Source organism: Streptococcus timonensis, from assembly GCF_047460355.1.
Classification (GTDB): Bacteria; Bacillota; Bacilli; order Lactobacillales; family Streptococcaceae; genus Streptococcus; species Streptococcus timonensis_A.
Map to the genome: position 1 here is coordinate 1 of NZ_JASHGL010000008.1, position 26,311 is coordinate 26,311.

The window sequence follows — 26,311 nt, forward strand, 5'->3', positions numbered from 1 at the left end:
CAGTAAGAGCCCTGAGAGATGATCAGGTAGATAGGTTAGAAGTGGAAGTGTGGCGACACATGTAGCGGACTAATACTAATAGCTCGAGGACTTATCCAAAGTAACTGAGAATACGAAGCGTGATTAGATTTTAAGTGAAATTTGAAAGATATTCAATTTTGAGTATGTATGACTCAAAGTTAAGTGACGATAGCCTAGGAGATACACCTGTTCCCATGCCGAACACAGTAGTTAAGCCCTAGAACGCCGGAAGTAGTTGGGGGTTGCCCCCTGTGAGATATGGAAGTCGCTTAGCTTTTATCCGCCATAGCTCAGTTGGTAGTAGCGCATGACTGTTAATCATGATGTCGTAGGTTCGAGTCCTACTGGCGGAGTTCTTAAACGTTCTAAGGAACGTTTTTTTGTTTCTTCAGTATACGTATAAATTTTTTTATGAACCTTTTTTTATCTATTCTTACTTCTTTCGTTTATTTGAAGTTCGTTTAGCTTGAAATTTTTATTATATAGGATTAATTATCTTTTTAATTAGCCTTTCTGATAGACTAGTTTTATCAATAAGAAAGGTTTTTTATATGCTTCAAAAGTATTATGATCATTGTTTTATTTTTCTCAAACAGATTGAAGGGGAATATGCGTTACTTTTTCAGTCTAATGATGATTGGGAATCGTTTCATTTAAAATTCTTACTTTATTATTTAGTTCGTTTTAGGATAAAGAATGAGAAGGATTTTCTCCTCTGTCATTTTAGAGCAGCGTACCGGATCTATCTTAATTATCTATTAGGGCAAAATTTAAATTATTCATTTTAATAAAATTTCATTTCATTTATTACGAACAATAATAATTAATTTATAAAAAATATTTAGATTATGCTATTTTTTTGTATTTTTTTAAATCAAAAGTAAACGAATTCCCTAATCTTTTCTAGTGTTAATTCTTGATAAAATAGGCTTTTTTTCTTATAATAAATTGTAAGATATTATTGTGGGTGAGAGTCCCACCATGTATATGAGAAAGGACGAGCCTTTTGGCTCAGACGAAAATTTATTATGACTTCAGTTGTTGTTGTAGGTACCCAATGGGGTGATGAAGGTAAGGGAAAAATTACAGATTTTCTTTCAGCTAATGCGGAAGTGATTGCTCGTTACCAAGGCGGAGATAATGCAGGTCACACAATTGTTATTGATGGAAAGAAATTTAAATTGCACTTGATTCCTTCAGGTATCTTCTTCCCAGAAAAAATCTCTGTTATTGGTAATGGGATGGTTGTCAACCCTAAATCTCTTGTGAAAGAATTGTCTTATTTGCATGAAGAAGGTGTTACAACAGATAATCTTAGAATTTCTGATCGTGCGCATGTTATTTTGCCTTATCACATTGAGTTAGACCGTCTTCAAGAAGAAGCTAAGGGTGATAACAAGATTGGGACGACAATTAAAGGAATTGGTCCAGCCTATATGGACAAGGCAGCTCGTGTTGGAATTCGTATTGCGGATCTTTTGGATAAAGAAATCTTCCGTGAACGTTTAGAACGTAATCTTGCTGAGAAAAATCGTCAATTTGTAAAATTGTATGATAGTGAACCTATTTCAATTGATGATATTTTTGAAGAATACTATGAGTATGGCCAACAAATCAAGCAATATGTGACTGATACTTCTGTTATCTTGAACGACGCGCTTGATAATGGTAAACGGGTTCTCTTTGAGGGTGCACAAGGTGTCATGTTGGATATTGACCAAGGTACTTATCCATTTGTTACTTCATCAAACCCAGTGGCTGGTGGTGTGACAATTGGTTCTGGAGTAGGTCCAAGCAAGATTGACAAAGTTGTCGGTGTATGTAAGGCTTATACAAGTCGTGTAGGTGATGGTCCTTTCCCAACTGAGCTATTTGATGAAGTTGGTGATCGTATTCGTGAAGTGGGGCATGAGTATGGAACAACCACTGGTCGTCCGCGTCGTGTAGGTTGGTTTGACTCAGTTGTTATGCGCCATAGCCGCCGTGTTTCTGGTATCACAAATCTCTCTTTGAACTCTATCGATGTTTTGAGTGGTTTGGATACTGTTAAAATCTGTGTTGCCTATGATCTTGACGGTCAACGTATTGATTACTACCCAGCTAGTCTCGAACAATTGAAACGTTGTAAACCAATCTACGAAGAATTGCCTGGCTGGTCTGAAGATATCACTGGAGTACGTAATTTGGAAGACCTTCCTGAAAATGCACGTAACTATGTTCGCCGTGTTAGCGAATTGGTGGGTGTTCGTATCTCAACATTCTCAGTAGGTCCTGGTCGTGAACAGACAAATATTTTAGAAAGTGTTTGGTCATAGGAGATTTTTTAAGATTTGTTTAAGACAGTTTGGATATACTATAGACAGTTACAAGAAGACCTCCTAACTTGTTGTAACAAATATCCTAAACTTTTCTTTTTCATAATAATCTCCCTATAAAGTCACCGCATTCGGTGGCTTTTTTTGTTCTAAGAAACATGTTATAATTGTAGAGTTGATAGCTAGGAAAGAGAGAAGAAATGGATTACACGCTTGAAGAAAAAGAAGCCTTTATGAGAGAAGCCTTGAAGGAGGCAGAGATTGCTTTAGAGAATGATGAAATCCCGATTGGTTGTGTCATTGTTAAGGATGGAGAAATCATTGGTCGAGGCCATAATGCTCGTGAGGAGTTGCAACGAGCAGTCATGCATGCAGAAATCATGGCCATTGAGAATGCTAATCTGCGTGAAGAGAGTTGGCGTTTGCTCGATTGTACCCTTTTTGTGACCATTGAGCCTTGCGTTATGTGTAGTGGGGCAATTGGGCTAGCTCGCATCCCCAAGATGGTCTATGGGGCTAAGAATCAGAAATTTGGTGCAGCTGGAAGTTTGTACGATATTTTGACAGATGAGCGTCTCAATCATCGTGTAGAGGTTGAAACGGGGATTTTAGAGGATGAGTGCGCAGGGATTATGCAGGACTTTTTCCGAAATCGACGGAAAAAATAATTTCTCTTTAAAAATAGAGGAGAATGTGGTATAATAAATAGTGGAGCAACAGTTCTGCGTGAAGCGGGTCAGGGGAGGAATCCAGCAGCCCTAAGCGAGTGTGAATTGTGTGCTCTTTTTCGTGCTTTTTTCGAATAAATAAGATAAAATAGCCTAGAATAAATGATTAAAAAGAGGAATAATATGAAAATTCGTGGTTTTGAATTAGTTTCTAGTTTTACAGATGAAAATTTGCTACCAAAGCGTGAGACAGCGCATGCAGCTGGTTACGACTTAAAGGTGGCAGAACGCACGGTCATTGCACCAGGAGAAATCGTCCTCGTTCCAACTGGGGTAAAGGCTTATATGCAACCAACAGAGGTACTCTATCTCTATGATCGTTCTTCAAACCCTCGTAAGAAGGGGCTAGTCTTGATCAACTCTGTGGGTGTTATTGATGGAGACTACTATGGCAATCCAGGAAATGAAGGACATATATTTGCACAGATGAAAAACATCACAGATCAAGAAGTTGTTCTTGAAGTTGGGGAACGTGTAGTCCAGGCTGTTTTTGCTCCTTTCTTAATTGCAGATGGAGATGAGGCGGATGGCGTACGGACCGGTGGATTTGGGTCAACAGGGCACTAAGATGAAGATTATCTTTGTCCGTCATGGGGAGCCAGATTATAGTATGCTTGATAAACTTGAAAATCCGCAACTCTATAGTGGTTTTGGTCGTGATTTAGCACCATTGACAGGAAAAGGTCGCAGTCTGGCAAAAGAAGTTGCTAAAATCGCATGTTTTGAAAAGGCAGAGATTATTATTTCATCGTCTGTAACGAGGGCTTTAGAAACAGCACATTATATAGCAGTTGAAACAGGATTGGACTTATTTGTGGAGCCGTTTTTTCATGAGTGGCGTCCAGACTTAGATGGCACTAACTCTGATTTAACTAGTGTATTGGTAGCTCATGAATATTATCTAAAACATCAAGGAGGTTTATCTGAATATTCTCCTTATCGCTATGAAACTGATCTAGAGATGCGTCATCGTTTTTTAAGTGCTTTGGAAAAATATAAAAATTATAAAACTATTATCATTGTAACTCACGGAATGCTCATGCGCCAGTTTGTACCAAATGAGAAGATTAATTTTTGCCAAGTGATTGAATGTGAGATAGAGATATAGAAAGAGGTTTATTATCGCAAAGAAAAAGGCGACATTTGTGTGTCAAAATTGTGAATATAATTCCCCCAAGTATTTAGGGCGCTGTCCAAACTGTGGGTCTTGGTCTTCTTTTGTTGAGGAGGTTGAGGTTGCAGAGGTCAAGAATGCGCGTGTGTCCTTGACGGGGGAGAAAAGACAGAAAGAAGAAATTTGCGACCGGCTTGCTGCTTGTATCTTCTCGTATCTTTGAAAAGCGTCGGGCTTCTTGCTTTACTAATCTAGATTTAAAAGATTTTTTAGAGGAAAACGGTGCTAAAAGCATAGAGTTTATAGGGGTAGATGGCAATGGCTGTGTTAAGGCTTCCGTTTTGGCAGCTACCAAGGAGAATTAATAGTTTTATGGGGATCTTAATATGAAAATTATTTTTATCCGTCACGGGGAGCCAAATTACCGTGAGTTAGAGGAGCGTTCCTATACTGGATTCGGGATAGACTTGGCACCCTTATCTGAGAAAGGAAGACAACAAGTTCAGGAACTTTGCAAAAATCCTTTGTTTGGCTCAGCTGATATCCTGGTGTCTTCTGCAGTGACGCGAGCTTTAGAAACGGCTTTTTATGTATCCTGTGCTACTGGCCTTCCTTTGAGGGTAGAGCCATTATTGCATGAATGGCAGGTTTATGAAACAGGTATAGAGAACTTTGAAACAGCTAGATGTCTGTTTTTAGAAAACAAGGGGGAGTTGCTCCCAAATTCTCCTGTTCAATATGAGACAGCTGTAGAGATGAAGTCTCGTTTTCTAGAATGCATGGCTAAGTATCGGGAACATCAAACTGTGGTAGTTGTAGCCCATCGCATGCTCATGCGCCAGTTTGTGCCAAATGAGAAGATTGATTTTTGCCAAGTGATTGAATGTGAGATAGAGATTTAGAAAGAGGTTTATCATCGCAAAGAAAAAGGCGACATTTGTATGTCAAAATTGTGGATATAATTCCCCTAAATATCTGGGACGATGTCCTAACTGTGGGTCTTGGTCTTCCTTTATAGAAGAGGTTGAGGTTGCCGAGGTCAAGAATGCGCGTGTGTCCTTGACAGGTGAGAAAACCAAGCCTATGAAATTGGCTGAAGTAACATCTATCAATGTTAATCGAACCAAGACTGAGATGGAGGAATTCAACCGTGTACTCGGTGGGGGTGTGGTACCAGGGAGTCTCGTCCTAATTGGTGGAGATCCAGGTATTGGAAAATCAACCCTTCTCTTACAAGTATCAACCCAGCTGTCTCAAGTAGGAACAGTCCTCTATGTCAGCGGAGAAGAGTCTGCCCAGCAGATCAAACTCCGTGCAGAGCGCTTGGGGGATATCGATAGCGAGTTTTATCTCTATGCTGAAACCAATATGCAAAGTGTTCGTGCAGAGATAGAGAGAATTCAGCCAGATTTTCTCATCATCGACTCCATCCAAACCATTATGTCTCCTGAGATTTCAGGGGTTCAAGGCTCTGTTTCTCAAGTGCGGGAAGTAACTGCAGAGCTCATGCAGCTGGCTAAGACCAATAACATCGCCATCTTTATAGTCGGTCATGTGACCAAGGAAGGAACTTTGGCGGGCCCTCGAATGTTGGAACATATGGTGGATACGGTACTTTACTTTGAAGGGGAACGCCACCATACCTTCCGTATCTTGAGAGCAGTTAAAAATCGTTTTGGTTCGACCAATGAGATTGGGATTTTTGAGATGCAGTCAGGTGGTTTGGTTGAGGTTCTCAATCCAAGTGAGGTATTTCTGGAAGAACGCTTGGATGGAGCCACTGGTTCGTCAATCGTTGTGACTATGGAAGGGACACGTCCAATTCTTGCGGAAGTGCAGGCATTGGTGACGCCGACCATGTTTGGAAATGCCAAGCGTACGACGACAGGGCTTGATTTCAATCGTGCTAGCTTGATTATGGCTGTTTTAGAAAAACGGGCAGGCTTGCTCCTTCAAAATCAGGACGCCTATCTCAAATCAGCTGGTGGTGTCAAATTAGATGAACCTGCTATTGACCTGGCTGTTGCAGTTGCTATTGCTTCTAGTTACAAGGACAAGCCAACCAATCCCCAGGAATGTTTTGTAGGAGAGTTGGGTTTGACGGGAGAGATTCGGCGCGTAAATCGTATCGAGCAACGCATTAATGAGGCTGCTAAGCTTGGATTTACAAAAATCTATGTGCCAAAAAATTCTTTGACTGGCATTAAACCGCCTAAGGAAATTCAGGTGATTGGGGTAACGACTATTCAGGAAGTCTTGAAAAAGGTATTCTCTTAATAGTTATGGTCAGTTTTAGATGACTAATTATTTTATTGCTAACATTTATTAAAAGTAAGGAGGAATTTCTGATGAAATTTTCTATGGATAGTCACATGCAGTTTCCTTTGGTAGAGTTGTCGCTCAATCAGGGAGAAACAGTCTTTATTCAGCGCGGTAGCATGGTCTACCATACACCTAATGTAAGTCTCAATACCCAGCTTAATGCAAGCGGTTCTGGTTTGGGACGTTTTGTCAAAGCTGTAGGGCGTTCAATGGTTTCTGGTGAAAGTACCTTTATCACTCAAGCTGTTGCAGAGTCTGACAACGGAAACCTTGCTTTAGCACCAGATACTCCTGGTCAAGTGATTGCTCTTGAGCTAGGCGAAAAGCAGTACCGATTAAATGATGGAGCCTTTTTAGCTCTTGATGGTACAGCTTTCTATACAATGGAGCGCCAGTCTATTGGGAAAGCCCTGTTCGGAGGACAAGGCGGTCTCTTTGTGATGACAACCCAAGGTCAGGGAACTCTTTTGGCCAATGCTTTTGGATCTATTAAGAAAATTGAGCTTCAAAATCAAGAAATAACCATTGACAATGCCCACGTGGTGGCTTGGAGTCAATCTCTGGACTATGATATCCACTTAGAAAATGGCTTCTGGCAGTCTATAGGTACGGGTGAAGGAGTGGTGAATACCTTCCGAGGTACTGGTGAAGTCTATGTACAAAGTCTCAATCTTCAGAGCTTTGCTGGTTCACTCAATAAGTATATCCAAAAAGGATCATAAACATAAAACTAGGACAGAAGTCCAAGCTAGAAGCTGGATGTCTCTGTCCTAGTTTTCTATATAAATACTGAAAGCTGACAAACGAGGTAAAAGATGGTAAGATAGGAGATAAATAATTTGGTGTTCAAATTATCTGGCGGACTAGAAAGTGAGTTGTCATGTCCTATTTTGAAAATTTTTTAAAAGCCAATCAAGCTTATGTAGAACTACATGGAGATTTGCACTTATCCATTAAACCCAAGACAAAGGTTGCAATCGTAACTTGTATGGATTCACGTTTGCACGTTGCGCCAGCTCTAGGGTTAGCTCTTGGAGATGCCCATATTTTACGGAATGCGGGTGGTCGAGTGACTGAGGATATGATTCGTTCACTTGTAATTTCCCAACAACAAATGGGGACAAGAGAAATTGTGGTGCTCCATCATACAGACTGCGGTGCTCAAACATTTCAAAATAAAGATTTTCAAGAACATTTAAAAAGAGAGTTGGGAGTAGATGTATCTGACCAAGACTTTTTACCTTTTCAAGATATTGATGAAAGTGTTCGTGAAGATATGAAATTACTTCAGGAGTCTCCTCTCATTCCAGATGACGTGATTATTTCGGGCGCTGTTTATGATGTAGACACAGGTAGTATGAGGCAAATACTATAATATTATGAACACAAGATAGACATATATATCCTTGTGTTATTTTTTATTGAAAAATAGTGGAAAAAGCGCTACAATGGTAGGTGGATAATATTGTGAAAAAACACAAGTGATACAAAAATACCGGAGGAAATCATGTCTTTTTCTGATTTAAAGCTTTTTGCCCTTTCTTCAAATAAAGAATTAGCAAAGCGCGTGGCGCAAGAGATTGGGATAGAATTGGGGAAATCAAGTGTTCGCCAATTTTCAGATGGGGAAATTCAGGTCAATATAGAAGAGTCTATACGTGGTAAGCATGTCTATATTTTGCAATCGACAAGCTCACCTGTTAACGACAACTTACTTGAGATTCTGATTATGGTAGATGCTTTAAAACGTGCTAGTGCAGAATCAGTTAACGTTGTGATGCCTTATTATGGTTATGCACGTCAGGATAGAAAGGCAAGAGCGCGTGAGCCAATCACTTCAAAACTTGTAGCCAATATGCTAGAAGTGGCTGGAGTTGATCGTTTACTAACTATTGACTTACACGCGGCACAGATTCAAGGATTCTTTGATATTCCTGTGGATCATTTGATGGGTGCTCCTTTGATTGCGGACTACTTTGAGCGTCGTGGCATGGTTGGATCAGGCTACGTGGTGGTTAGTCCAGACCACGGTGGTGTAACACGTGCCCGTAAGTTGGCGGAATTTTTGAAAACACCAATTGCCATTATTGATAAACGTCGAAGTGTAGATAAGATGAATACCAGTGAAGTGATGAACATCATCGGTAAGGTAGAAGGCAAGACTTGTATCTTGATTGATGACATGATTGATACAGCTGGTACAATCTGTCATGCTGCTGATGCTTTGGCTGAAGCAGGAGCAGTTGAGGTGTATGCAAGCTGTACACACCCTGTACTTTCAGGACCAGCTATGGATAATATCCAGAAATCAGCTATTAAGAAATTGATTGTTTTGGATACCATCTACTTACCAGAAGAGCGTTTGATTGATAAGATTGAGCAAATTTCTATTGCTCACCTCCTTGGAGATGCAATTATTCGTATCCATGAAAAACGTCCTCTTTCTCCCTTGTTTAACATTGAGAAAAAGATTTAATTCATTCGTTAAATAAAACAAAACTCCTAACAAAGTGATAGACCTTGTTGGGAGTTTTTCTTAATTAGATCAGAAAAATGTGAAAATTTCACTAATTGTTCGTTTTTTAGTCTATTTTTTTCCTTAATCTTTCTAGAATAGTGCTTATTTTTTTAGAATATAATAAATTTCACTCGTTTTTTACCAGAAATTTTAAAAAAATTTAAGAAAAAACTTGACAACTCTAATATATGTGATATACTTTAGGGTAGTAAGGATTATCCTTATAATTAAATTTTAAAATTAAAGAGGAGATAAAACAATGAAGAAAGTTTTATTATCATCAGTAGTAGCTCTTGCAGTATTCTCAGCAGCAGCTCCAGCTTTTGCACAAGGAGAAAATTCATCTTCTTCTAACCAATTGATCCAAAAGAAATATGTTTCTTGGCGTGATGCGGCAGATGAAGCTCAAAAACAAATTGAGATTCATGCAGCTGATATCCAAGCAGAAGCAGCAGCAAAAGTAGCAAAAACTTCTGTTGCTTCTAACCTAAAAGCAGCTAAGGATGCATTGGCAAACTTCTCAGCTTCTTCATCTGATGCAAAAATCGTTGATGGAAAACCTGTTTATGGCCCAACAGTAGATAAAGACTACAAAGGTACTAACCCACAAGAATCTGATGTTCACTTCCAAGGTGGGAACAGCCAAAATGTAGCTGCAGCACGTGAACAATTGCAAGCAAATGTTGATGCTGCTCAAAAAGCTTATGATAAAGCTTTGAGTGCAGAAGTTACTGCTTTAACAAATGCATACCGTGCACATTATGAGAAAGTTTATATTGCAGCTGCGAAAAGACAAGGTAACTACTACGATGAAACAGGTGTAGAAGCTAACCGTACAAATGAACAACGTATCGCTGATGATAAAGTAGCACAAGGTAAAGCTGCATCTGCTGATCAAGCAGCAGCACACCAAGCAGCAACTAAACCAGCAGATGGTAAACCAGCTGCTAAAGACCAAGCTAAAAAAGCAGACGATGCGGCTAAAAAAGCTGGTGTAGATGCTAAAGCAGGTCAAAAAGCTCTTCCAAAAACACACGCTGCTAAATAATTTTATTTAAAAAGTAGCCAATCACTGAAACTTGGTTTCAGTGATTTTTTTGGTAAAAAAGAGGGAGGAAAAGATGAGTAGACGTTCTACGACAAAGAAATCACCTATTGGTAAAATAATTGCTTCTATAGTTGCAGTGGCTATCGTTGCTTTGGGAGGCTTCTTTATCTATAAAAGCTTCCTAGCTCCGACAGAAGATAAACAAAATGATGTTAAGGTCACCCAGGAAGCTCCAAAGCAAACCTATACTGCTGGTCAAGAAGAAAAAGAATATCTCGCTAATAAATTTAAAGGCCTGCTTGCAACAAACTCTGAAACAGTTGGTTATGTGTATATTCCTGGCACACAGTTGGATGAACCAGTCGTTCAAACAACGGATAATGAGACTTATTTAGATAAGCGTTTTGATGGCGTTAACGAACCTCTAATGGGGGCAGTCTTTATGGACGCTGATAACAAGAAGGACTTTAGCGATCGATTGACTTGGCTATTTGGCCATGCTCGTGGTAGTAAAGTGGCTGACCACCGTATGTTTAAAGATGTGAACTATTATAGTCGACAAGAATATTTTGATGAACATCCTTATGTGGTTATTGAAACTCCAGAGAGAAAGTATTACTATGAAGCTGTTGCCATGATCATTGTTCCAGAAGAGACAGCTTTTTACCGTACAAGTTTTGATGATGATGCAGATTTTGAAAAACAGCTAAGTATTATTTATGATACTGCAGAGGTTAAGAAACCAAATGTCAAGGTATCAGCTAAGGATAAATATCTTGTTCTTTCTACTTGTCGTGAAGAAGATGACACGATTCGTGCCAATCTCTACCTTCGACAAATTCCTGACTCAGAGATGAGTGACTTTGTCAAACAACATGGTGAAGAACTTAAATATAAACCAACAAGAGAATAATCTTTAAATGAAATTTTTATGAATCCTCCTAAAGTTAAATGAAATAGTTTAATTTTAAGAGGATTTTTTGATTTTTTTCAGAGCAAAATTATGCAAACCCTTTCAAAATATGCTATACTGATGAAAAAGGAGGTTTTGCATGAGCGAACTATTTAAAAACCCTAGTGATGGCGTAGTGCGTCAGTATTTAACAACTAGCAAAACAATAGCTGTAGTAGGTCTGTCGGATCGTGAGGAAACCACTAGTAATCGTGTATCCAAGGAGATGCAGTCTCGAGGATATAGAATCATTCCAGTCAATCCGAAATTAGCAGGCCAGGAAATTCTTGGAGAAAAGGCTTATGCAAGTCTTGCTGATATTCCTTTTCATGTTGATATTGTGGATGTCTTCCGTCGCAGCGAGTTTTTACCAGATGTTGCCCGTGACTTTCTACAAGCAGATGCACAGATTTTCTGGGCTCAACTTGGTCTTGAAAATCAAGAGGCAGAAGAAATTCTCCGAGCTGGCGGATGTGAAGATATTGTGATGAATCGTTGTATTAAGAAAGAACATACACGATTGATTCTAGAACAATAAAAAAGTAGCCTTCTGGCTACTTTTTTATTAGAAAATACCAATGAGCGCCTGCATACCGAGACTAGTTAGGATAATAGCAATCCAACAGAGGGCTCCCAGAAGAATGGCCTGTCCACTGGATTTGATCAATCCAATGAGATTAGTTTTGAGGCCGATGGCACTCATGGCCATAACGATAAGGAATTTAGATAGTTGCTTGAGTGGGGCAAAGAAGTTACTTGGGACACCTAAGGCACTCATTAGTGTGGTTAGGAGAGATGCTAGGATAAAGTATAGGATAAAGAGAGGGAAGACTTTTTTAAGTTGAAAGCGATGCTGATTGTCTTCTTGTCGACTCTGCCAGTAAGAGAGGAAGAGGGTAATAGGAATGATGGCGAGGGTACGTGTTAGTTTGACAATAGTGGCAGACTCAAGAGTGTTTGTATTGTAAAGACTGTCCCAGGCGCTAGCTGTGGCTGTTACAGAGGAAGTATCGTTGACCGCAGTACCCGCAAAGAGAGCAAAACCCTCGTTGGAGAGATGAAGCCAAGAACCTAGAGTTGGAAAGATAAGAGCTGCCAAGACATTGAAGAAAAAGATAACGGAAATAGCTTGGGCCACTTCTTTTTCCTTGGCGTGAATAACAGGGGCTGTTGCAGCAATGGCAGAACCACCACAGATAGAAGAACCTACTCCAATCAAGGTGGCCAGTTTTGTATCGAGTGCAAAAAATCTCTGGAAAAGGTAGGCAACAATCAAGGAAATAGCAATGGTTGAGAGAATGACAGGTAGTGAGGATTGTCCAACTGCCAGGACTTGAGATATATTGAGCCCAAAGCCCAGTAAGATGACTGCGTATTGGAGCAATTTCTTAGAACTAAAGGTTAAACCTGCATCCAGTTGTTTGTAGTTAGAGAGAAAGGGATGGAGAAACATACCGATAAAGATGGCAAAGACAGGTGCTCCTACGACAGGCAGGAAATTACCAAGGTACCATGAGATAATCGATATGACAAGGCAGACTAAAAGTCCTGCTTTGTTTTTTGATAAGAATGACATAAAAACCTCCTAGAATAAGCACTTCTTATTATAGACTTGTCTAGAAAAAAAGTAAAATAGAAAGCAAGGAAGGGTGTCAATCAGGGAATTTTGCGGTCAGGGCGCTTTTATAGTATAATAGTACTATGTTCTTTAAGCAAGGAGGGTTTCTATGGACTTAACCAAGCGCTTTAACAAACAATTAGATAAGATTCAAGTGTCCTTGATTCGTCAGTTTGACCAGGCCATTTCAGAGATTCCCGGAGTCTTGAGATTGACCTTGGGGGAACCAGACTTTACAACGCCAGACCATGTGAAGGAGGCAGCAAAGCGAGCCATTGACCAGAACCAATCCTATTATACAGGTATGAGTGGTTTATTGACCTTGCGCCAAGCTGCGAGTGATTTTGTAAAAGAGAAATATCAGCTGGACTATAATCCAGAGAATGAAATCTTGGTCACAATTGGTGCGACAGAGGCTCTATCAGCTACTCTGACAGCTATTTTGGAGGAAGGAGACAAGGTTCTCTTGCCAGCTCCTGCCTATCCTGGCTATGAGCCAATAGTTAATCTAGTTGGTGCAGAGATTGTCGAGATTGATACGACTGAGAATGGTTTTGTCTTAACTCCAGAAATGTTAGAGAAAGCCATTCTAGAACAGGGGGACAAGCTCAAGGCAGTTATTCTCAACTATCCAGCCAACCCTACAGGAATTACTTATAGTCGCGAGCAATTAGAAGCCTTGGCAGCTGTTTTACGCAAGTATGAGATTTTCGTAGTCTGTGATGAAGTCTACTCAGAATTGACCTATACAGGGGAAAATCATGTATCTTTGGGAACTATATTGAGAGATCAGGCAATTATCATTAACGGTCTTTCTAAATCCCATGCCATGACAGGTTGGCGTTTAGGCTTTATCTTTGCACCAGCAAACTTTATAGCCCAGTTGATTAAGAGTCACCAGTATTTGGTAACCGCTGCAAACACCATGGCGCAACATGCTGCAGTAGAAGCCTTAACAGCTGGTAAAGATGATGCAGAACCCATGAAGAAGGAATATATCCAACGGCGGGACTACATTATTGAGAAGATGACTGACCTTGGTTTTGAGATTATCAAACCAGATGGGGCTTTTTATATCTTTGCTAAGATTCCGGCAGGCTATAATCAAGATTCCTTTGCTTTTCTGAAGGATTTTGCCCAGAAGAAGGCTGTTGCTTTTATTCCTGGTGCTGCCTTTGGACAGTATGGAGAAGGCTATGTTCGCCTATCTTATGCAGCTAGCATGGGAACCATCAGAGAAGCTATGAAACGACTTGAGGAGTACATGAGAGAAGCATGATTCAATCGATTACGAGTCAGGGTTTAGTACTTTACAATCGAAATTTTCGAGAGGATGATAAGCTTGTTAAAATCTTTACAGAACAGGCAGGGAAGCGCATGTTTTTTGTCAAACACGCCGGCCAATCCAAACTAGCTCCTGTCATTCAACCTTTAGTTTTAGCCCATTTTCTCCTAAAAGTCAATGATGATGGACTTAGTTATATAGAAGATTATCATGAGGTGAAGACTTTTCCGAAAATCAATAGTGACCTCTTTGTGATGGCCTATGCGACTTACGTTGCAGCCTTGGCAGATGCGAGTTTGCAGGATAATCAACAGGATGCTCCCTTATTTGCTTTTTTGCAAAAGACTTTAGAGCTGATGGAAGAGGGTCTGGATTATCAAGTTTTGACCAATATTTTTGAAATTCAAATATTGACACGTTTTGGAATCAGTCTCAACTTTAATGAGTGTACCTTTTGTCATCGTGTGGGGCAAGCCTTTGACTTTTCCTTCAAATATGGCGCTTGCTTATGTCCAGAGCATTACCATGAGGACGAGAAACGATGTCATCTAAATCCCAATATTCCTTATCTGCTCAATCAATTTCAGGCTATTGATTTTGACACTCTAGAGACTATTTCTCTTAAGTCAGAAATCAAGCAAGAATTGCGTAAGTTTATGGACCAGATTTACGAAGAGTATGTTGGAATTCACCTAAAATCAAAGAAGTTTATTGATTCCCTAGCAGATTGGGGACAACTACTGAAAGAGGAAAACAAATGAAAAAAATCGCAGTAGATGCAATGGGTGGTGATTACGCACCACAAGCTATTGTAGAGGGAGTTAATCAAGCCCTTGCTGACTTTTCAGATATTGAGATTCAACTTTACGGAGACGAAAGTAAAATCAAGCAATATCTAACGGCCGCAGAGCGTGTCAGCATTATCCATACAGATGAAAAAATAAATTCTGATGATGAGCCTACAAAAGCTATCCGTAAAAAGAAAAATGCCAGCATGATATTGGCGGCTAAGGCTGTCAAAGATGGAGAGGCAGATGCTGTCCTTTCTGCAGGAAATACAGGTGCCTTGTTGGCAGCAGGATTCTTCATAGTTGGTCGTATCAAAAATATTGATCGACCTGGATTGATGTCAACATTGCCAACTATAGATGGAAAAGGCTTTGATATGCTTGACCTTGGTGCCAATGCAGAAAATACAGCCCATCACCTTCATCAATATGCCATCCTAGGCTCCTTCTATGCTAAAAATGTTCGTGGAATTGACAAACCTCGTGTAGGTTTACTTAATAACGGGACAGAGAGCAGTAAGGGAGACCCACTTCGTAAGGAAACTTATGACTTATTGCTAGCTGATGAAAGCTTAAACTTTATCGGTAATGTGGAAGCGCGTGATTTGATGGACGGAGTTGCTGATGTAGTCGTAACAGATGGTTTCACGGGAAACGCTGTGCTCAAAGCTATTGAAGGGACTGCTATGGGTATCATGGGCTTGCTCAAAAATGCTATAGCAGGTGGGGGGCTTAGAGCTAAGTTAGGTGCCCTCCTTCTTAAGGATAATCTCAGAGGTTTGAAAAAACAACTCAACTATTCAGATGTTGGAGGAGCAGTTTTGTTTGGTGTCAAGGCACCGGTTGTTAAGACTCATGGCTCAAGTGATGCCAAGGCTGTGTATAGCACAATACGCCAGATTCGTACCATGCTAGAAACAGACGTAGTTGCTCAAACTGCGCGTGAATTTTCAGAGGAATAAGGAGAATAATATATGACAGAACAAGCAATTTTTGACCGTATCGTAACCATTATCCAAGAGCGTCAAGGAGACGATTTTGTAGTAACAGAAAATCTAAGCCTCAAAGACGATTTGGATGCTGACTCTGTAGATTTGATGGAATTTGTCCTAACAATTGAGGATGAATTTGGAATTGAAATCAGTGATGAAGAAATTGACAACCTCCAGAGTGTGGCTGATGTATTAAAAACTATTAAAGAGAAAATTTAGAAAAAATCAACATGCTAGTCATGTTGATTTTTTGTTTGCAAAAAAGTGAGAAATTTTTATCAAAGTTTGCGAATAGAGATATGAGAAAGAAAAAGGAGGATCGTTTATGTATGTGACAGGACTTTATCCCTGGTTGATTAAGTGGTTTTTGAAATAAATAATGTTTTTATTTATTTTAAATTATTTTTCGAATAGATAAGTAAGAAGAAAAGAAGGGAGACTGCGCGATGTATTTACCAATCTTATGGCCATGGTTTATTAAATTGTATTTTAAATAACATTTACTTGTTCATTGTAAAATGATTTCTCGAATAGAAAAGTGAGAAGAAAGGAAAGGAGAACAGGGATGATTATTTCAGTCATTTATCCAACCTGGCTATATAAATGGTTTAAAGGCTAGGTTTTACAATCAAAAATTATAAAAATAAAGGAGAAAAATATGGCAAACTTTGACAAAATGGAACAAAACTTTGTAGCTCTCACAGAAGAAGAGCTGATGAATGTGGATGGGGGGATTATCCCTGTAGCAGTGGCAGCTAGTATTATTGCTGGTTCAGCATTTGCAGGTTTAAGTGCAGGTGTAGCTATTGGAATTAGTCGAAACAAGAGATAATGAGGAAATCAATGAATTTTTCAAACGAATTTGCGGCTATAATTATATCAGCCTCAGGAATAGTGGGCTTATTAGTTGGAGTAGCTATTGGATTAGCTAGTATTATTTAAAAAGGAGTATATCATGCAAAATTTGAATCAATTTGAAATCGTAGAGCAAAATGAATTAGAGCAAGTACAAGGTGGAGTAGGTTTATTGATTGTTATCGGAGGCTCATTACTTGCTGCAGGTGTAACTGGTGTAGCTGGTTATTGGTTATCTCGTACATTTGGCTAATATACTTAAAGGAGTAGATGGAATATGAAAAAACTGAATAAAAAATTTGCTATTATGACAGAGGAAGACTTGGCTGTAACTAAGGGAGGTTTCATTGTTACTACTTCTACAGCAGTAGCTTGGGGTGTTTTAGGAGTCGTTACCTATATGTATGGGCGTCATTTGGGAAGTAGACGTTAATTTAAAAATTTGTGGCAAATCGTAAAAGGAAATCAATTATGAATCGCAACACTGATCTCAATACATTGTTACCTAAACTAGCCACTATAGTTCCTTTAGTAGCAATAGGTCTCAATCTCGTGCTTCATGTAATTCGTACAGGTTCTTTATTATCCTTTGATTAGAAATGGTATTTAGTTGGATTGATTGCCTCAGGCTATTTTGGGATTTTTTGCAAGGATTTGTCAAAACATAATCCAAACTATAAATGATGAATCTGAATGAAAAGGATTTTGTGTGTGAATGGCGGAAAAACTCTGTCATTCTTGTCAGATAAATAGGAGTCTGCTATGAAAAAATTTTTATTGGGATTTGCTGAGGGATATTTTATCGTGTCAGTCATTATCTACATTGTAACGTATTTGATTTTGAAAAAACCGATCAATACCTTGTTTTATCCAGAAATCTATCCGATTCTACTTGGTCTGTTTTATGTAGGATATAAGTACAAAACAAAAGAAAGTAAGATTGGGAATTGATGGAACATCAGATTGGGGTTTGAGATGAAAGTCGTTCAAGTGTTACAAAAAGCTTGGCTAGAGTTTACTGTATGCTGCAGTTCGATGGTTTATATCATTGTTAGAATAGTCGCTGATGTAAACAAAATAAATCTATCTACATGGTTTGAATATTTTGACATACCTACAATTTCACTATTCTTGATGGCATTTATTTTACTTTATAGAAGTAAAGAAAAATATGATAAAGATTGATTAAATGTATCTGGACTTTGTGGCTCCAGTATCAGGGAAATCTTGGGAAATGTTGGATTATTAAACGCTGCCGTAAAAATTTTTAACATAGGCTACAAATTCGGTTCAGAAACAGAAATATAATTTTCGTGCTATATTCCTTTTGAAATCATATTTTTAGTAGGCAGGACTTTTGTTCTGCCTCTTTTTGGTATTTTTAGGATAATATTTGGCACTAAAAGGTGCTGTTGGAGTGTGGATATTGTTTTTTTAGAAATAATTTCCTTCTTTCCATTTTATTTAGCTAAAATAATCTTACAAAGTTATTTAAGAGATTATTAGGAAAAAGGAGAAACTTATGAAGTTTAGGAAAAGGCACTACCGTCCCCAAGTGGATCAGATGGACTGTGGTGTAGCTGCATTGGCCATGGTTTTTGGCTACTATGGTAGCTATTATTCACTAGCCCATCTGCGAGAGTTAGCCAAGACGACCATGGATGGGACGACAGCTTTGGGACTGGTCAAGGTTGCGGAAGAGATTGGCTTTGAGACGCGGGCTATCAGGGCGGATATGACACTCTTTGATATGCCAGACTTGACCTTTCCTTTTGTGGCACATGTACTCAAGGAAGGTAAATTGCTTCACTATTATGTGGTGACTGGTCAGGATAAGAAGACGATCCACATCGCTGATCCAGATCCTAGTGTCAAGCTGACTAAGATTTCTCGTGAGCGCTTTGCAGAGGAGTGGACAGGCATCAGCCTCTTTATGGCACCTAGTCCAGACTATAAGCCACATAAGGATGAAAAGAAGGGACTTTTTTCGTTTATTCCCATTTTGGTGAAACAGCGTGGCTTGATTACCAATATCATCCTAGCGACATTCTTAGTAACCTTGATTAATATTGTTGGGTCTTACTATCTCCAGTCTATTATCGATACTTATGTTCCTGACCAGATGCGTTCGACCTTGGGGATGGTTTCGCTAGGATTGGTTATTGTTTATATCCTCCAGCAAATCTTGTCCTATGCTCAAGAGTATCTCTTGCTTGTCCTAGGACAACGCCTGTCTATTGATGTGATTTTGTCTTATATCAAGCATGTTTTTCATCTTCCGATGTCCTTTTTTGCAACACGGCGGACAGGGGAAATTGTATCACGTTTCACAGATGCCAATAGTATTATTGATGCGCTGGCTTCGACCATTCTTTCAATATTTTTGGACTTATCGAGCATCTTAATCATCTCAATCGTGCTTTTTTCCCAAAACACCAATCTATTTTTCATTAGTTTACTAGCGCTTCCCATCTATACAGCGATTATCTTTGCTTTTATGAAGCCTTTTGAAAAGATGAATCGTGAGACCATGGAAGCTAATGCAGTCCTGTCATCTTCTATTATCGAGGATATTAATGGTATTGAGACCATTAAGTCCTTGACTAGTGAAAGTTTACGCTACCAAAAGATAGACAAGGAATTTGTGGATTATTTGAAAAAATCCTTTATCTACAGTCGAGCAGAAAGCCTGCAGAGAGCTCTGAAAAAGTTAGCCCAGCTCTTGCTCAATGTCGGTGTTCTCTGGATGGGGGCTCTTCTCGTCATGGAAGGCAAGATGAGCTTGGGCCAACTAATTACTTATAATACTCTCCTGGTATACTTTACCAATCCTCTGGAAAATATCATTAATCTACAAACCAAGCTTCAGACAGCGCAAGTTGCCAACAATCGTCTTAATGAGGTTTATCTGGTAGCATCCGAGTTTGAGGAAAAGAAAACAGTTACGGATTTGAGTCTGATGAAAGGCGAAATGACTTTCAAAGATGTTCACTATAAGTATGGCTATGGTCGAGATGTCTTATCAGATATTAATCTGACTATCCCACAAGGTTCTAAGATGGCTTTTGTAGGGATTTCAGGATCGGGTAAGACGACACTGGCCAAGATGATGGTCAATTTTTATGAACCTAGTCAGGGAGAGATTAGCTTGGGTGGTGTCAATCTCAATCAGCTTGATAAAAAGACCTTGCGCCAGTATATCAATTATCTACCGCAGCAACCCTATGTCTTTAATGGGACGATTCTAGAAAATCTTCTTCTAGGAGCCAAGGAGGGGACAACTCAGGAGGACATCCTGCGAGCGGTGGAATTGGCTGAAATACGGGAAGATATCGAGCGGATGCCCCTAAACTACCAGACAGAGTTGACTTCGGATGGGGCAGGGATCTCAGGTGGACAACGTCAGAGAATCGCCTTGGCGCGTGCTCTCCTGACAGATGCGCCTGTCTTGATACTGGATGAGGCAACTAGCAGTCTGGATATTTTGACAGAGAAGCGGATTGTGGATAATCTCATGGCCCTAGATAAGACCTTGATATTTATCGCCCACCGCTTGACCATTGCTGAGCGGGCAGAGAAAGTCCTTGTTTTAGATAAGGGTAAGATTGTCGAGGAAGGAAATCATGTGGACTTGCTTGTACAAGATGGTTTCTATGCCCATTTGGTCAATAGCTAGAAAGGAGCAGATATGCAATCAGAATTTTTAGAAAGTGCAGAGTTTTACAATCGTCGCTATCATAATTTTTCTAGTTACGTGATTCTGCCAAGTTTTATCCTCTTGCTATTTTTACTAGTCTTTTCAATCTTTGCACAAAAAGAAGTGAGTTTATCAGCTGGCGCTACAATTGAACCAGCCCGCATCATTGCAAGCATTCAATCGACCAGTAACAATAAGATTATAAACAATCATTTGGTCGAAAATAAACTTGTTAAACAAGGAGATCTTCTCATCCAATACCAAGAGGGAGCAGAAGCGATTCAGGCGGAGAATGTTAGCAATCAGTTAGAAATGCTGAAGGATCAGAAGGTTCAGCTGGAGTATTTGCAGGCAAGCCTTCAAGCAGGAAGTGACCAATTTCCAAAAGCAGATAAGTTTGGTTATCAGGAAATGTTTCGGGATTATCTCAACCAAACTAGTAACCTTAGGAGTAATGTTTTGCAACAAAATGCTAATATTTCTTCTCAGAATGCCGCAGCTAGTCAAACTCAAGTTGAGCTTGGAAATCTAATTGGAGAAACCCAGTCTAAAATCAAAGATTATCAAAAGGCTAAGTCTGCTATTCAAACGGATGAACAGCTAGAGAGCACGAATCTTGGTTATGGCATTTACCAGTCATATCAGGTAACCAAAGAGCAGATGCCAGAATCAAAGCAAACAGCTATTTCCCAAGTAGACGCTCAGATAGCTCAGTTGGAGTCTGTTCTTGCCAACTATCGCGTCCAGTACGCAGGATCGGGTGTCCAGCAGGCCTATTCAACTGGATTGGGAAGTCAAATAGAGTCGCTCAAATCCCAGCAATTAGCTAAGGTTGGACAAGAATTAAGTCTTTTAGAGCAGAAAATCCTTGAAGCAGAATCAGGTAAAAAGGCCCAAGTTGCCTTGCTAGACAAAGGACAAATCAAGGCTTCTGAAGACGGCATAGTTCATCTCAATCCAGAAGTTAGTCAATCTAGCATGGTAGCAGAGGGAACAGTTTTAGCACAACTCTATCCTGTTCTAGAGAGGGAAGGGAAGGTCAAACTAACTGCTTATATCAGCTCCAAGGAGGTCGCTCATGTCAAAATTGGTCATGAAGTACGGTTTACAACTGTAAATGACGCTCATAAGCAGGTTGTTTTAAGATCGAAGATTACAAGTATCGATACGAATGCAACTAAGACAGAAAAGGGGAATTTCTTTAAGCTGGAAGCAGAAACTGACCTGAATAGTGAGAATGCAGAAAAGATTCGTTATGGTCTTGAAGGGCGGATGACCATGATTACTGGTAAGAAAAGTTTCCTACGTTTTTATCTTGATTACCTTTTAAAGCAAGAATAAGTTTTTATTTTGATATTATCGCTAAAAATCGCAAATATTATTTCTATTTGTGATTTTTCTTTACCTTTACGGAATATTTCAGAACATCGTTCGCCTAAATGTTTGATTTTTAGTGTATGTTGTGTTAGAATGATGTAAAGTAATGCGAAAGGCGAACAAGAAAATGTCCAGTAAACTTATTTATACGGGAAAAGCTAAAGATATCTATACTACAGAAGACGAAAATGTGATTAAGTCGGTCTACAAGGACCAGGCCACTATGCTGAATGGGGCTCGCAAAGAGACCATAGAGGGGAAAGGTGTGCTGAATAATCAGATTTCGTCTCTTATTTTTGAAAAATTGAATGCAGCTGGTGTGGCGACACACTTTATCGAGCGTATTTCTGACACAGAACAACTCAATAAGAAGGTGACCATCATTCCTTTGGAGGTTGTTCTTCGTAACGTGACTGCAGGTTCTTTCTCAAAACGTTTTGGAGTTGAAGAAGGTTTGGACTTAGAAACTCCAATCGTTGAATTTTACTACAAGAACGATGATTTGGATGATCCATTTATCAATGATGAGCATGTGAAGTTCTTGGATATTGCCAATGATGAACAAATCGCTTATATCAAGGAAGAAACGCGTCGTATCAATGAATTGTTGAAAGATTGGTTTGCACAAATTGGTCTTCGGTTGATTGACTTCAAATTGGAATTTGGCTTTGATAAGGATGGCAAGATTATCTTGGCAGACGAATTCTCACCAGACAACTGCCGTCTTTGGGATGCGGAAGGGCACCATATGGACAAGGATGTTTTCCGTAGAGATCTGGGCAGTTTAACGGATGTATATAAGGTTGTGCTGGAGAAATTACAAGGATTGAAGTAAAGTTTTACTTGCTCTTCACTACAATCTTTAAGTAGAAATAGATAAAGGAACTAAAATGGATAAACGTATTTTCGTTGAGAAAAAAGCTGATTTTCGTGTGAAATCTGACTCTTTAGTAAAAGAATTACAGCATAATCTTCAGTTGAAAACCTTGAAGGAGCTTCGGATTGTTCAGGTTTACGATGTCTTTGATTTGGCAGAGGACTTGTTTGCGCGTGCGGAAAAACACATCTTCTCTGAGCAAGTGACCGATACTGTTTTGGATGAAGCTGAAGTGAAGGCTGATCTTGAGAAGGTTGCTTTCTTTGCTATCGAAAGTTTGCCTGGTCAATTTGACCAACGTGCGGCATCTTCACAGGAAGCTTTGCTGTTGTTGGGTAGTTCAAATGATGTAACAGTGAATACAGCGCAACTTTACTTGGTTAACAAGGATATTGATGCGAATGAGTTGGAAGCTGTCAAAAATTACCTTTTGAACCCAGTGGACTCTCGTTTCAAAGATATCACTCTTGGCATTGCGAAACAGGATTTCTCTGAGTCTGATAAGACCATTCCAAACTTGGATTTCTTTGAAACTTATAAGGCAGAAGATTTTGCACAGTATAAGGCCGAGCAAGGATTAGCCATGGAAGTGGATGACCTTCTCTTCATTCAAGATTACTTCAAATCCATTGAACGTGTACCAACTGAGACTGAGCTTAAGGTCTTGGATACTTACTGGTCTGACCACTGTCGTCACACAACTTTCGAGACGGAGTTGAAGAATATCGACTTCTCAGCTTCTAAATTCCAAAAACAATTGCAAGCTACTTATGACAAGTATATTGCCATGCGTGATGAGTTGGGACGTAGCGAAAAACCTCAAACCTTGATGGATATGGCGACTATTTTTGGCCGTTATGAGCGTGCCAATGGTCGTTTGGACGACATGGAAGTGTCTGATGAAATCAATGCCTGCTCAGTTGAAATTGAAGTGGATGTCAATGGTGTCAAAGAGCCATGGCTTCTCATGTTCAAAAACGAAACTCACAACCACCCAACGGAAATCGAACCATTTGGTGGAGCGGCTACTTGTATCGGTGGGGCCATTCGTGACCCATTGTCAGGTCGTTCATACGTTTACCAAGCTATGCGTATCTCGGGTGCTGGTGATATTACAGCTCCGATTTCAGAAACTCGCGCTGGTAAATTGCCACAACAAGTGATTTCTAAAACAGCGGCTCACGGTTATTCTTCATATGGTAACCAAATTGGTCTGGCAACAACTTATGTTCGTGAATACTTCCACCCAGGTTTCGTTGCTAAGCGTATGGAGCTAGGTGCCGTTGTCGGTGCAGCCCCCAAGGGAAATGTTGTCCGTGAAAAACCTGAAGCTGGCGACGCTATTATCCTCCTCGGTGGTAAGACTGGACGTGACGGTGTCGGTGGTGCGACAGGTTCTTCTAAAGTTCAAACGGTTGAATCTGTTGAAACAGCTGGTGCTGAGGTTCAAAAAGGGAATGCCATCGAAGAACGGAAGATTCAACGTCTTTTCCGTAATGGGGAAGTGACCCGTCTGATCAAGAAATCAAATGACTTTGGTGCTGGTGGGGTTTGTGTAGCTATCGGTGAATTAGCAGATGGTCTTGAAATTGATCTAGACAAAGTGCCTCTTAAATATCAAGGCTTGAATGGTACAGAAATTGCTATATCTGAATCTCAAGAACGGATGGCCGTGGTAGTTCGTCCAGAAGATGTAGATGCCTTCATAGCAGAATGTAATAAAGAAAACATTGATGCTGTTGTAGTTGCAACAGTAACTGAAAAACCAAATCTCGTCATGCACTGGAATGGCGAAACAATCGTTGATTTGGAACGTCGTTTCCTTGATACAAACGGTGTACGTGTAGTTGTGGATGCTAAGGTAGTGGACAAGGATGTCAAACTGCCAGAAGAGCGTAAGACAAGTGCTGAAACTCTTGAAGCGGATACCCTTGCAGTCCTATCTGACCTCAATCATACCAGTCAAAAAGGTTTACAGACGATATTTGACTGTTCTGTTGGACGTTCGACTGTCAACCACCCGCTTGGTGGTCGTTATCAACTGACACCAACTGAGGCTTCTGTGCAGAAATTGCCAGTCCAACATGGTGTGACGCATACGGCTTCTGTCATGGCACAAGGGTTCAACCCTTATGTAGCCGAATGGTCTCCGTATCATGGAGCTGCCTATGCGGTCGTCGAAGCAACTGCTCGTTTGGTTGCTGCTGGTGCAAACTGGTCTAAGGCTCGTTTCTCTTATCAAGAATACTTCGAGCGTATGGATAAACAAGCAGATCGTTTTGGTCAACCAGTGGCTGCTCTCCTTGGATCAATCGAAGCACAAATCCAGCTTGGTTTGCCATCTATCGGTGGTAAGGACTCTATGTCTGGTACCTTTGAAGAATTGACAGTACCACCAACCTTGGTTGCCTTTGGGGTGACAACAGCAGATAGCCGTAAGGTTCTTTCTCCAGAATTTAAAGCTGCTGGTGAAAATATCTATTACATCCCAGGTCAAGCTTTGGCCCAAGAAATTGATTTTGATCTAATCAAGTCTAACTTTGCTCAGTTTGAAGCTATTCAAGCAACCCACAAAGTGACAGCAGCATCTGCTGTCAAATATGGAGGTGTCCTTGAAGCTCTTGCACTTGCAACATTTGGGAACCATATCGGTGCCACTGTTCAATTGGTTGACCTTGACACCAGCTTGACAGCCCAATTAGGCGGATTCATCTTCACATCTCCTGAAGAAATTACAGGTGTAGAGAAGATCGGTCAAACAGTTGGAGACTTTACAGTGGTTGTCAACGGTGTAAGGCTTGATGGACATAAACTTGACAGTGCCTTCCAAGGTAAATTGGAAGAAGTTTACCCGACAGAATTTGAACAGGCTACTGAACTAGAAGAAGTACCTGCAGTGGCATCAGATGTTGTGATTAAAGCCAAAGAAACAGTTGAGACACCAGTGGTTTACATTCCGGTGTTCCCAGGTACCAACTCGGAGCATGACTCCGCTAAGGCCTTTGAAAAAGAAGGGGCCAAAGTCAACTTGGTACCATTTGTCACATTGAATGAAGAAGCGATTGTCAAGTCTGTCGATACCATGGTTGACAATATCGAAAAAGCTAACATTCTCTTCTTTGCAGGTGGCTTCTCAGCGGCCGACGAACCCGATGGATCAGCTAAATTTATCGTTAACATCTTGCTCAATGAAAAAGTACGTGCAGCCATTGACAATTTTATCGAAGGCGGTGGTTTGATCATCGGTATCTGTAACGGATTCCAAGCCCTCGTCAAATCAGGTCTTCTTCCATACGGAAACTTTGAAGATGCAAGTAGCACGAGTCCAACCCTCTTCTACAATGATGCCAACCAACACGTGGCTAAGATGGTGGAAACACGGATTGCTAATACGAACTCACCATGGCTTGCTGGCGTGAAAGTTGGTGACATCCATGCCATCCCAGTATCACACGGTGAAGGTAAGTTTGTCGTGACAGCTGAAGAATTTGCGGAACTCCGTGACAATGGTCAAATCTTTAGCCAATACGTTGACTTCGAAGGCAAACCAAGCATGGATTCACAATACAATCCTAACGGTTCTATCAATGCGATTGAAGGTATCACAAGTAAGAACGGTCAAATCATCGGTAAGATGGGACACTCAGAACGTTTCGAAGACGGTCTCTTCCAAAATATTCCAGGGAATAAAGACCAATATCTCTTTGCATCAGCGGTTAAATACTTTACTGGGAAATGAGATTTGCAGATTTTCAAATAGATAGTATCAGTAAGGTAAAAGTCATGTAGTTCTAGTTCGTGATG

General features: G+C 40.1%; 27 protein-coding genes, 1 tRNA gene, 2 rRNA genes, 1 other RNA gene and 3 pseudogenes. 33 read left to right on the forward strand and 1 reads right to left on the reverse strand.

The genetic code is table 11. The annotated features are described in order from the left end of the window. The 19 genes and pseudogenes from QM941_RS09445 to QM941_RS09535 form a co-directional block, all read left to right on the forward strand. Window positions 1-99, forward strand: a 23S ribosomal RNA gene (locus QM941_RS09445); the annotation flags it as partial. Between the two features lie 80 nt (window positions 100-179). Beyond that, window positions 180-295, forward strand: a 5S ribosomal RNA gene (gene rrf, locus QM941_RS09450). A 5-nt stretch (window positions 296-300) separates the two neighbouring features. Next, window positions 301-374, forward strand: a tRNA-Asn gene (locus tag QM941_RS09455). A gap of 198 nt (window positions 375-572) precedes the next feature. Next, entirely contained in the window at window positions 573-809 is a 237-nt protein-coding gene (gene comW / locus QM941_RS09460; RefSeq protein ID WP_414340329.1) for a sigma(X)-activator ComW, read from the forward strand. Between the two features lie 240 nt (window positions 810-1,049). Further along, complete coding sequence (locus tag QM941_RS09465) at window positions 1,050-2,336, forward strand: adenylosuccinate synthase (RefSeq protein WP_004250345.1); 1,287 nt, start codon at window positions 1,050-1,052, stop codon at window positions 2,334-2,336. A gap of 200 nt (window positions 2,337-2,536) precedes the next feature. Beyond that, window positions 2,537-3,004, forward strand: coding sequence for a tRNA adenosine(34) deaminase TadA (tadA, locus tag QM941_RS09470; RefSeq protein WP_414340330.1), 468 nt, complete (start codon window positions 2,537-2,539; stop codon window positions 3,002-3,004). Between the two features lie 32 nt (window positions 3,005-3,036). Then, window positions 3,037-3,135, forward strand: an RNA gene (gene ffs, locus QM941_RS09475) — signal recognition particle sRNA small type. Between the two features lie 52 nt (window positions 3,136-3,187). Further along, window positions 3,188-3,631: a dUTP diphosphatase gene (locus QM941_RS09480; protein WP_000701981.1), complete on the forward strand. Its 444-nt coding sequence runs from the start codon at window positions 3,188-3,190 to the stop codon at window positions 3,629-3,631. 1 nt (window position 3,632) lies between these two features. Continuing rightward, window positions 3,633-4,172 carry a histidine phosphatase family protein gene (locus QM941_RS09485; protein ID WP_414340370.1) on the forward strand — a complete coding sequence of 180 codons (540 nt, stop codon included), beginning with the start codon at window positions 3,633-3,635 and terminating at the stop codon, window positions 4,170-4,172. A gap of 10 nt (window positions 4,173-4,182) precedes the next feature. Further along, window positions 4,183-4,344, forward strand: a pseudogene (locus QM941_RS09490) (DNA repair protein RadA); the annotation flags it as partial. After that, window positions 4,340-4,540 (forward strand): annotated as a pseudogene (locus tag QM941_RS09495) (isochorismatase family protein); the annotation flags it as partial. The pseudogenes QM941_RS09490 and QM941_RS09495, both read left to right, overlap by 5 nt. 24 nt (window positions 4,541-4,564) lie before the next feature. Next, entirely contained in the window at window positions 4,565-5,080 is a 516-nt protein-coding gene (locus QM941_RS09500) for a histidine phosphatase family protein (RefSeq protein WP_414340332.1), read from the forward strand. Window positions 5,081-5,090: 10 nt separating this feature from the next. After that, entirely contained in the window at window positions 5,091-6,455 is a 1,365-nt protein-coding gene (radA, locus tag QM941_RS09505; RefSeq protein ID WP_414340371.1) for a DNA repair protein RadA, read from the forward strand. 71 nt (window positions 6,456-6,526) lie between these two features. Then, a complete protein-coding gene (locus QM941_RS09510) occupies window positions 6,527-7,222 on the forward strand; it encodes a TIGR00266 family protein (RefSeq protein WP_214262543.1) in 696 nt (231 codons plus the stop codon). Between the two features lie 158 nt (window positions 7,223-7,380). Then, entirely contained in the window at window positions 7,381-7,875 is a 495-nt protein-coding gene (locus QM941_RS09515) for a beta-class carbonic anhydrase (protein ID WP_414340333.1), read from the forward strand. Window positions 7,876-8,007: 132 nt separating this feature from the next. Beyond that, entirely contained in the window at window positions 8,008-8,976 is a 969-nt protein-coding gene (locus tag QM941_RS09520) for a ribose-phosphate diphosphokinase (RefSeq protein ID WP_414340334.1), read from the forward strand. A 301-nt stretch (window positions 8,977-9,277) separates the two neighbouring features. Next, the gene (locus QM941_RS09525; RefSeq protein ID WP_414340335.1) at window positions 9,278-10,066 is read left to right on the forward strand and encodes an LPKTxAVK-anchored surface protein; all 789 of its coding nucleotides are present in this window, start codon (window positions 9,278-9,280) and stop codon (window positions 10,064-10,066) included. 73 nt (window positions 10,067-10,139) lie between these two features. After that, window positions 10,140-10,979, forward strand: coding sequence for a class B sortase, LPKTxAVK-specific (gene srtB, locus QM941_RS09530; protein ID WP_414340336.1), 840 nt, complete (start codon window positions 10,140-10,142; stop codon window positions 10,977-10,979). A gap of 139 nt (window positions 10,980-11,118) precedes the next feature. After that, entirely contained in the window at window positions 11,119-11,556 is a 438-nt protein-coding gene (locus tag QM941_RS09535) for a CoA-binding protein (protein WP_414340338.1), read from the forward strand. A 27-nt stretch (window positions 11,557-11,583) separates the two neighbouring features. On the opposite strand, the gene QM941_RS09540 is transcribed toward QM941_RS09535, so the two are convergent. Continuing rightward, window positions 11,584-12,594, reverse strand: a complete 1,011-nt coding sequence (locus QM941_RS09540; RefSeq protein WP_414340339.1) for a YeiH family protein — start codon at window positions 12,592-12,594, stop codon at window positions 11,584-11,586. 151 nt (window positions 12,595-12,745) lie between these two features. Here QM941_RS09540 and QM941_RS09545 point away from each other — a divergent pair, with 151 nt between their 5' ends. The 14 genes and pseudogenes from QM941_RS09545 to QM941_RS09610 all read left to right on the forward strand — a co-directional run bounded on the left by QM941_RS09545 (window position 12,746) and on the right by QM941_RS09610 (window position 26,246). After that, complete coding sequence (locus tag QM941_RS09545) at window positions 12,746-13,915, forward strand: pyridoxal phosphate-dependent aminotransferase (protein ID WP_414340341.1); 1,170 nt, start codon at window positions 12,746-12,748, stop codon at window positions 13,913-13,915. Further along, window positions 13,912-14,682: a DNA repair protein RecO gene (gene recO / locus QM941_RS09550; protein ID WP_414340342.1), complete on the forward strand. Its 771-nt coding sequence runs from the start codon at window positions 13,912-13,914 to the stop codon at window positions 14,680-14,682. The genes QM941_RS09545 and recO overlap by 4 nt, the downstream gene beginning before the upstream one ends. Beyond that, window positions 14,679-15,671, forward strand: coding sequence for a phosphate acyltransferase PlsX (plsX, locus tag QM941_RS09555; RefSeq protein WP_414340343.1), 993 nt, complete (start codon window positions 14,679-14,681; stop codon window positions 15,669-15,671). The genes recO and plsX overlap by 4 nt, the downstream gene beginning before the upstream one ends. 12 nt (window positions 15,672-15,683) lie before the next feature. After that, window positions 15,684-15,920 (forward strand): acyl carrier protein, encoded by a 237-nt coding sequence (locus QM941_RS09560; RefSeq protein ID WP_414340344.1) that lies wholly within the window; start codon window positions 15,684-15,686, stop codon window positions 15,918-15,920. 439 nt (window positions 15,921-16,359) lie between these two features. Further along, window positions 16,360-16,533, forward strand: coding sequence for a class IIb bacteriocin, lactobin A/cerein 7B family (locus tag QM941_RS09565; RefSeq protein ID WP_414340345.1), 174 nt, complete (start codon window positions 16,360-16,362; stop codon window positions 16,531-16,533). 123 nt (window positions 16,534-16,656) lie between these two features. Beyond that, on the forward strand, window positions 16,657-16,809 hold the full coding sequence (locus QM941_RS09570) for a class IIb bacteriocin, lactobin A/cerein 7B family (RefSeq protein WP_414340346.1): 153 nt from the start codon (window positions 16,657-16,659) through the stop codon (window positions 16,807-16,809). A gap of 24 nt (window positions 16,810-16,833) precedes the next feature. Then, window positions 16,834-16,989: a hypothetical protein gene (locus QM941_RS09575; protein ID WP_414340347.1), complete on the forward strand. Its 156-nt coding sequence runs from the start codon at window positions 16,834-16,836 to the stop codon at window positions 16,987-16,989. A 38-nt stretch (window positions 16,990-17,027) separates the two neighbouring features. Further along, window positions 17,028-17,240, forward strand: a pseudogene (locus tag QM941_RS09580) (bacteriocin immunity protein). Window positions 17,241-17,318: 78 nt separating this feature from the next. Then, a complete protein-coding gene (locus QM941_RS09585) occupies window positions 17,319-17,507 on the forward strand; it encodes a hypothetical protein (protein ID WP_414340348.1) in 189 nt (62 codons plus the stop codon). Window positions 17,508-17,531: 24 nt separating this feature from the next. Then, window positions 17,532-17,741 (forward strand): bacteriocin immunity protein, encoded by a 210-nt coding sequence (locus QM941_RS09590; protein WP_414340349.1) that lies wholly within the window; start codon window positions 17,532-17,534, stop codon window positions 17,739-17,741. A gap of 337 nt (window positions 17,742-18,078) precedes the next feature. Then, the gene (gene comA / locus QM941_RS09595) at window positions 18,079-20,232 is read left to right on the forward strand and encodes a peptide cleavage/export ABC transporter ComA (RefSeq protein ID WP_414340350.1); all 2,154 of its coding nucleotides are present in this window, start codon (window positions 18,079-18,081) and stop codon (window positions 20,230-20,232) included. Between the two features lie 12 nt (window positions 20,233-20,244). Next, window positions 20,245-21,594: a bacteriocin secretion accessory protein gene (locus QM941_RS09600; RefSeq protein ID WP_414340351.1), complete on the forward strand. Its 1,350-nt coding sequence runs from the start codon at window positions 20,245-20,247 to the stop codon at window positions 21,592-21,594. A gap of 163 nt (window positions 21,595-21,757) precedes the next feature. Next, window positions 21,758-22,465: a phosphoribosylaminoimidazolesuccinocarboxamide synthase gene (purC, locus tag QM941_RS09605; protein ID WP_000095682.1), complete on the forward strand. Its 708-nt coding sequence runs from the start codon at window positions 21,758-21,760 to the stop codon at window positions 22,463-22,465. Between the two features lie 55 nt (window positions 22,466-22,520). Beyond that, entirely contained in the window at window positions 22,521-26,246 is a 3,726-nt protein-coding gene (locus tag QM941_RS09610; RefSeq protein WP_414340352.1) for a phosphoribosylformylglycinamidine synthase, read from the forward strand. The last annotated feature ends 65 nt before the right edge of the window (window positions 26,247-26,311 follow it).

Bases quoted from the DNA above. Each gene is read 5' to 3' on its own strand.
- QM941_RS09535 (WP_414340338.1), top strand. From the start codon at position 11,119: ATGAGCGAACTATTTAAAAACCCTAGTGATGGCGTAGTGCGTCAGTAT.
- tadA (WP_414340330.1), top strand. From the start codon at position 2,537: ATGGATTACACGCTTGAAGAAAAAGAAGCCTTTATGAGAGAAGCCTTG.
- QM941_RS09520 (WP_414340334.1), top strand. From the start codon at position 8,008: ATGTCTTTTTCTGATTTAAAGCTTTTTGCCCTTTCTTCAAATAAAGAA.
- plsX (WP_414340343.1), top strand. From the start codon at position 14,679: ATGAAAAAAATCGCAGTAGATGCAATGGGTGGTGATTACGCACCACAA.
- QM941_RS09465 (WP_004250345.1), top strand. From the start codon at position 1,050: ATGACTTCAGTTGTTGTTGTAGGTACCCAATGGGGTGATGAAGGTAAG.
- QM941_RS09565 (WP_414340345.1), top strand. From the start codon at position 16,360: ATGGCAAACTTTGACAAAATGGAACAAAACTTTGTAGCTCTCACAGAA.
- QM941_RS09515 (WP_414340333.1), top strand. From the start codon at position 7,381: ATGTCCTATTTTGAAAATTTTTTAAAAGCCAATCAAGCTTATGTAGAA.
- QM941_RS09540 (WP_414340339.1), bottom strand. From the start codon at position 12,594: ATGTCATTCTTATCAAAAAACAAAGCAGGACTTTTAGTCTGCCTTGTC.
- QM941_RS09485 (WP_414340370.1), top strand. From the start codon at position 3,633: ATGAAGATTATCTTTGTCCGTCATGGGGAGCCAGATTATAGTATGCTT.
- QM941_RS09600 (WP_414340351.1), top strand. From the start codon at position 20,245: ATGCAATCAGAATTTTTAGAAAGTGCAGAGTTTTACAATCGTCGCTAT.
- QM941_RS09570 (WP_414340346.1), top strand. From the start codon at position 16,657: ATGCAAAATTTGAATCAATTTGAAATCGTAGAGCAAAATGAATTAGAG.
- QM941_RS09480 (WP_000701981.1), top strand. From the start codon at position 3,188: ATGAAAATTCGTGGTTTTGAATTAGTTTCTAGTTTTACAGATGAAAAT.
- comW (WP_414340329.1), top strand. From the start codon at position 573: ATGCTTCAAAAGTATTATGATCATTGTTTTATTTTTCTCAAACAGATT.
- QM941_RS09500 (WP_414340332.1), top strand. From the start codon at position 4,565: ATGAAAATTATTTTTATCCGTCACGGGGAGCCAAATTACCGTGAGTTA.
- QM941_RS09510 (WP_214262543.1), top strand. From the start codon at position 6,527: ATGAAATTTTCTATGGATAGTCACATGCAGTTTCCTTTGGTAGAGTTG.
- QM941_RS09610 (WP_414340352.1), top strand. From the start codon at position 22,521: ATGGATAAACGTATTTTCGTTGAGAAAAAAGCTGATTTTCGTGTGAAA.
- srtB (WP_414340336.1), top strand. From the start codon at position 10,140: ATGAGTAGACGTTCTACGACAAAGAAATCACCTATTGGTAAAATAATT.
- QM941_RS09525 (WP_414340335.1), top strand. From the start codon at position 9,278: ATGAAGAAAGTTTTATTATCATCAGTAGTAGCTCTTGCAGTATTCTCA.
- purC (WP_000095682.1), top strand. From the start codon at position 21,758: ATGTCCAGTAAACTTATTTATACGGGAAAAGCTAAAGATATCTATACT.
- QM941_RS09560 (WP_414340344.1), top strand. From the start codon at position 15,684: ATGACAGAACAAGCAATTTTTGACCGTATCGTAACCATTATCCAAGAG.
- QM941_RS09545 (WP_414340341.1), top strand. From the start codon at position 12,746: ATGGACTTAACCAAGCGCTTTAACAAACAATTAGATAAGATTCAAGTG.
- QM941_RS09590 (WP_414340349.1), top strand. From the start codon at position 17,532: ATGAAAGTCGTTCAAGTGTTACAAAAAGCTTGGCTAGAGTTTACTGTA.
- comA (WP_414340350.1), top strand. From the start codon at position 18,079: ATGAAGTTTAGGAAAAGGCACTACCGTCCCCAAGTGGATCAGATGGAC.
- QM941_RS09585 (WP_414340348.1), top strand. From the start codon at position 17,319: ATGAAAAAATTTTTATTGGGATTTGCTGAGGGATATTTTATCGTGTCA.
- QM941_RS09575 (WP_414340347.1), top strand. From the start codon at position 16,834: ATGAAAAAACTGAATAAAAAATTTGCTATTATGACAGAGGAAGACTTG.
- recO (WP_414340342.1), top strand. From the start codon at position 13,912: ATGATTCAATCGATTACGAGTCAGGGTTTAGTACTTTACAATCGAAAT.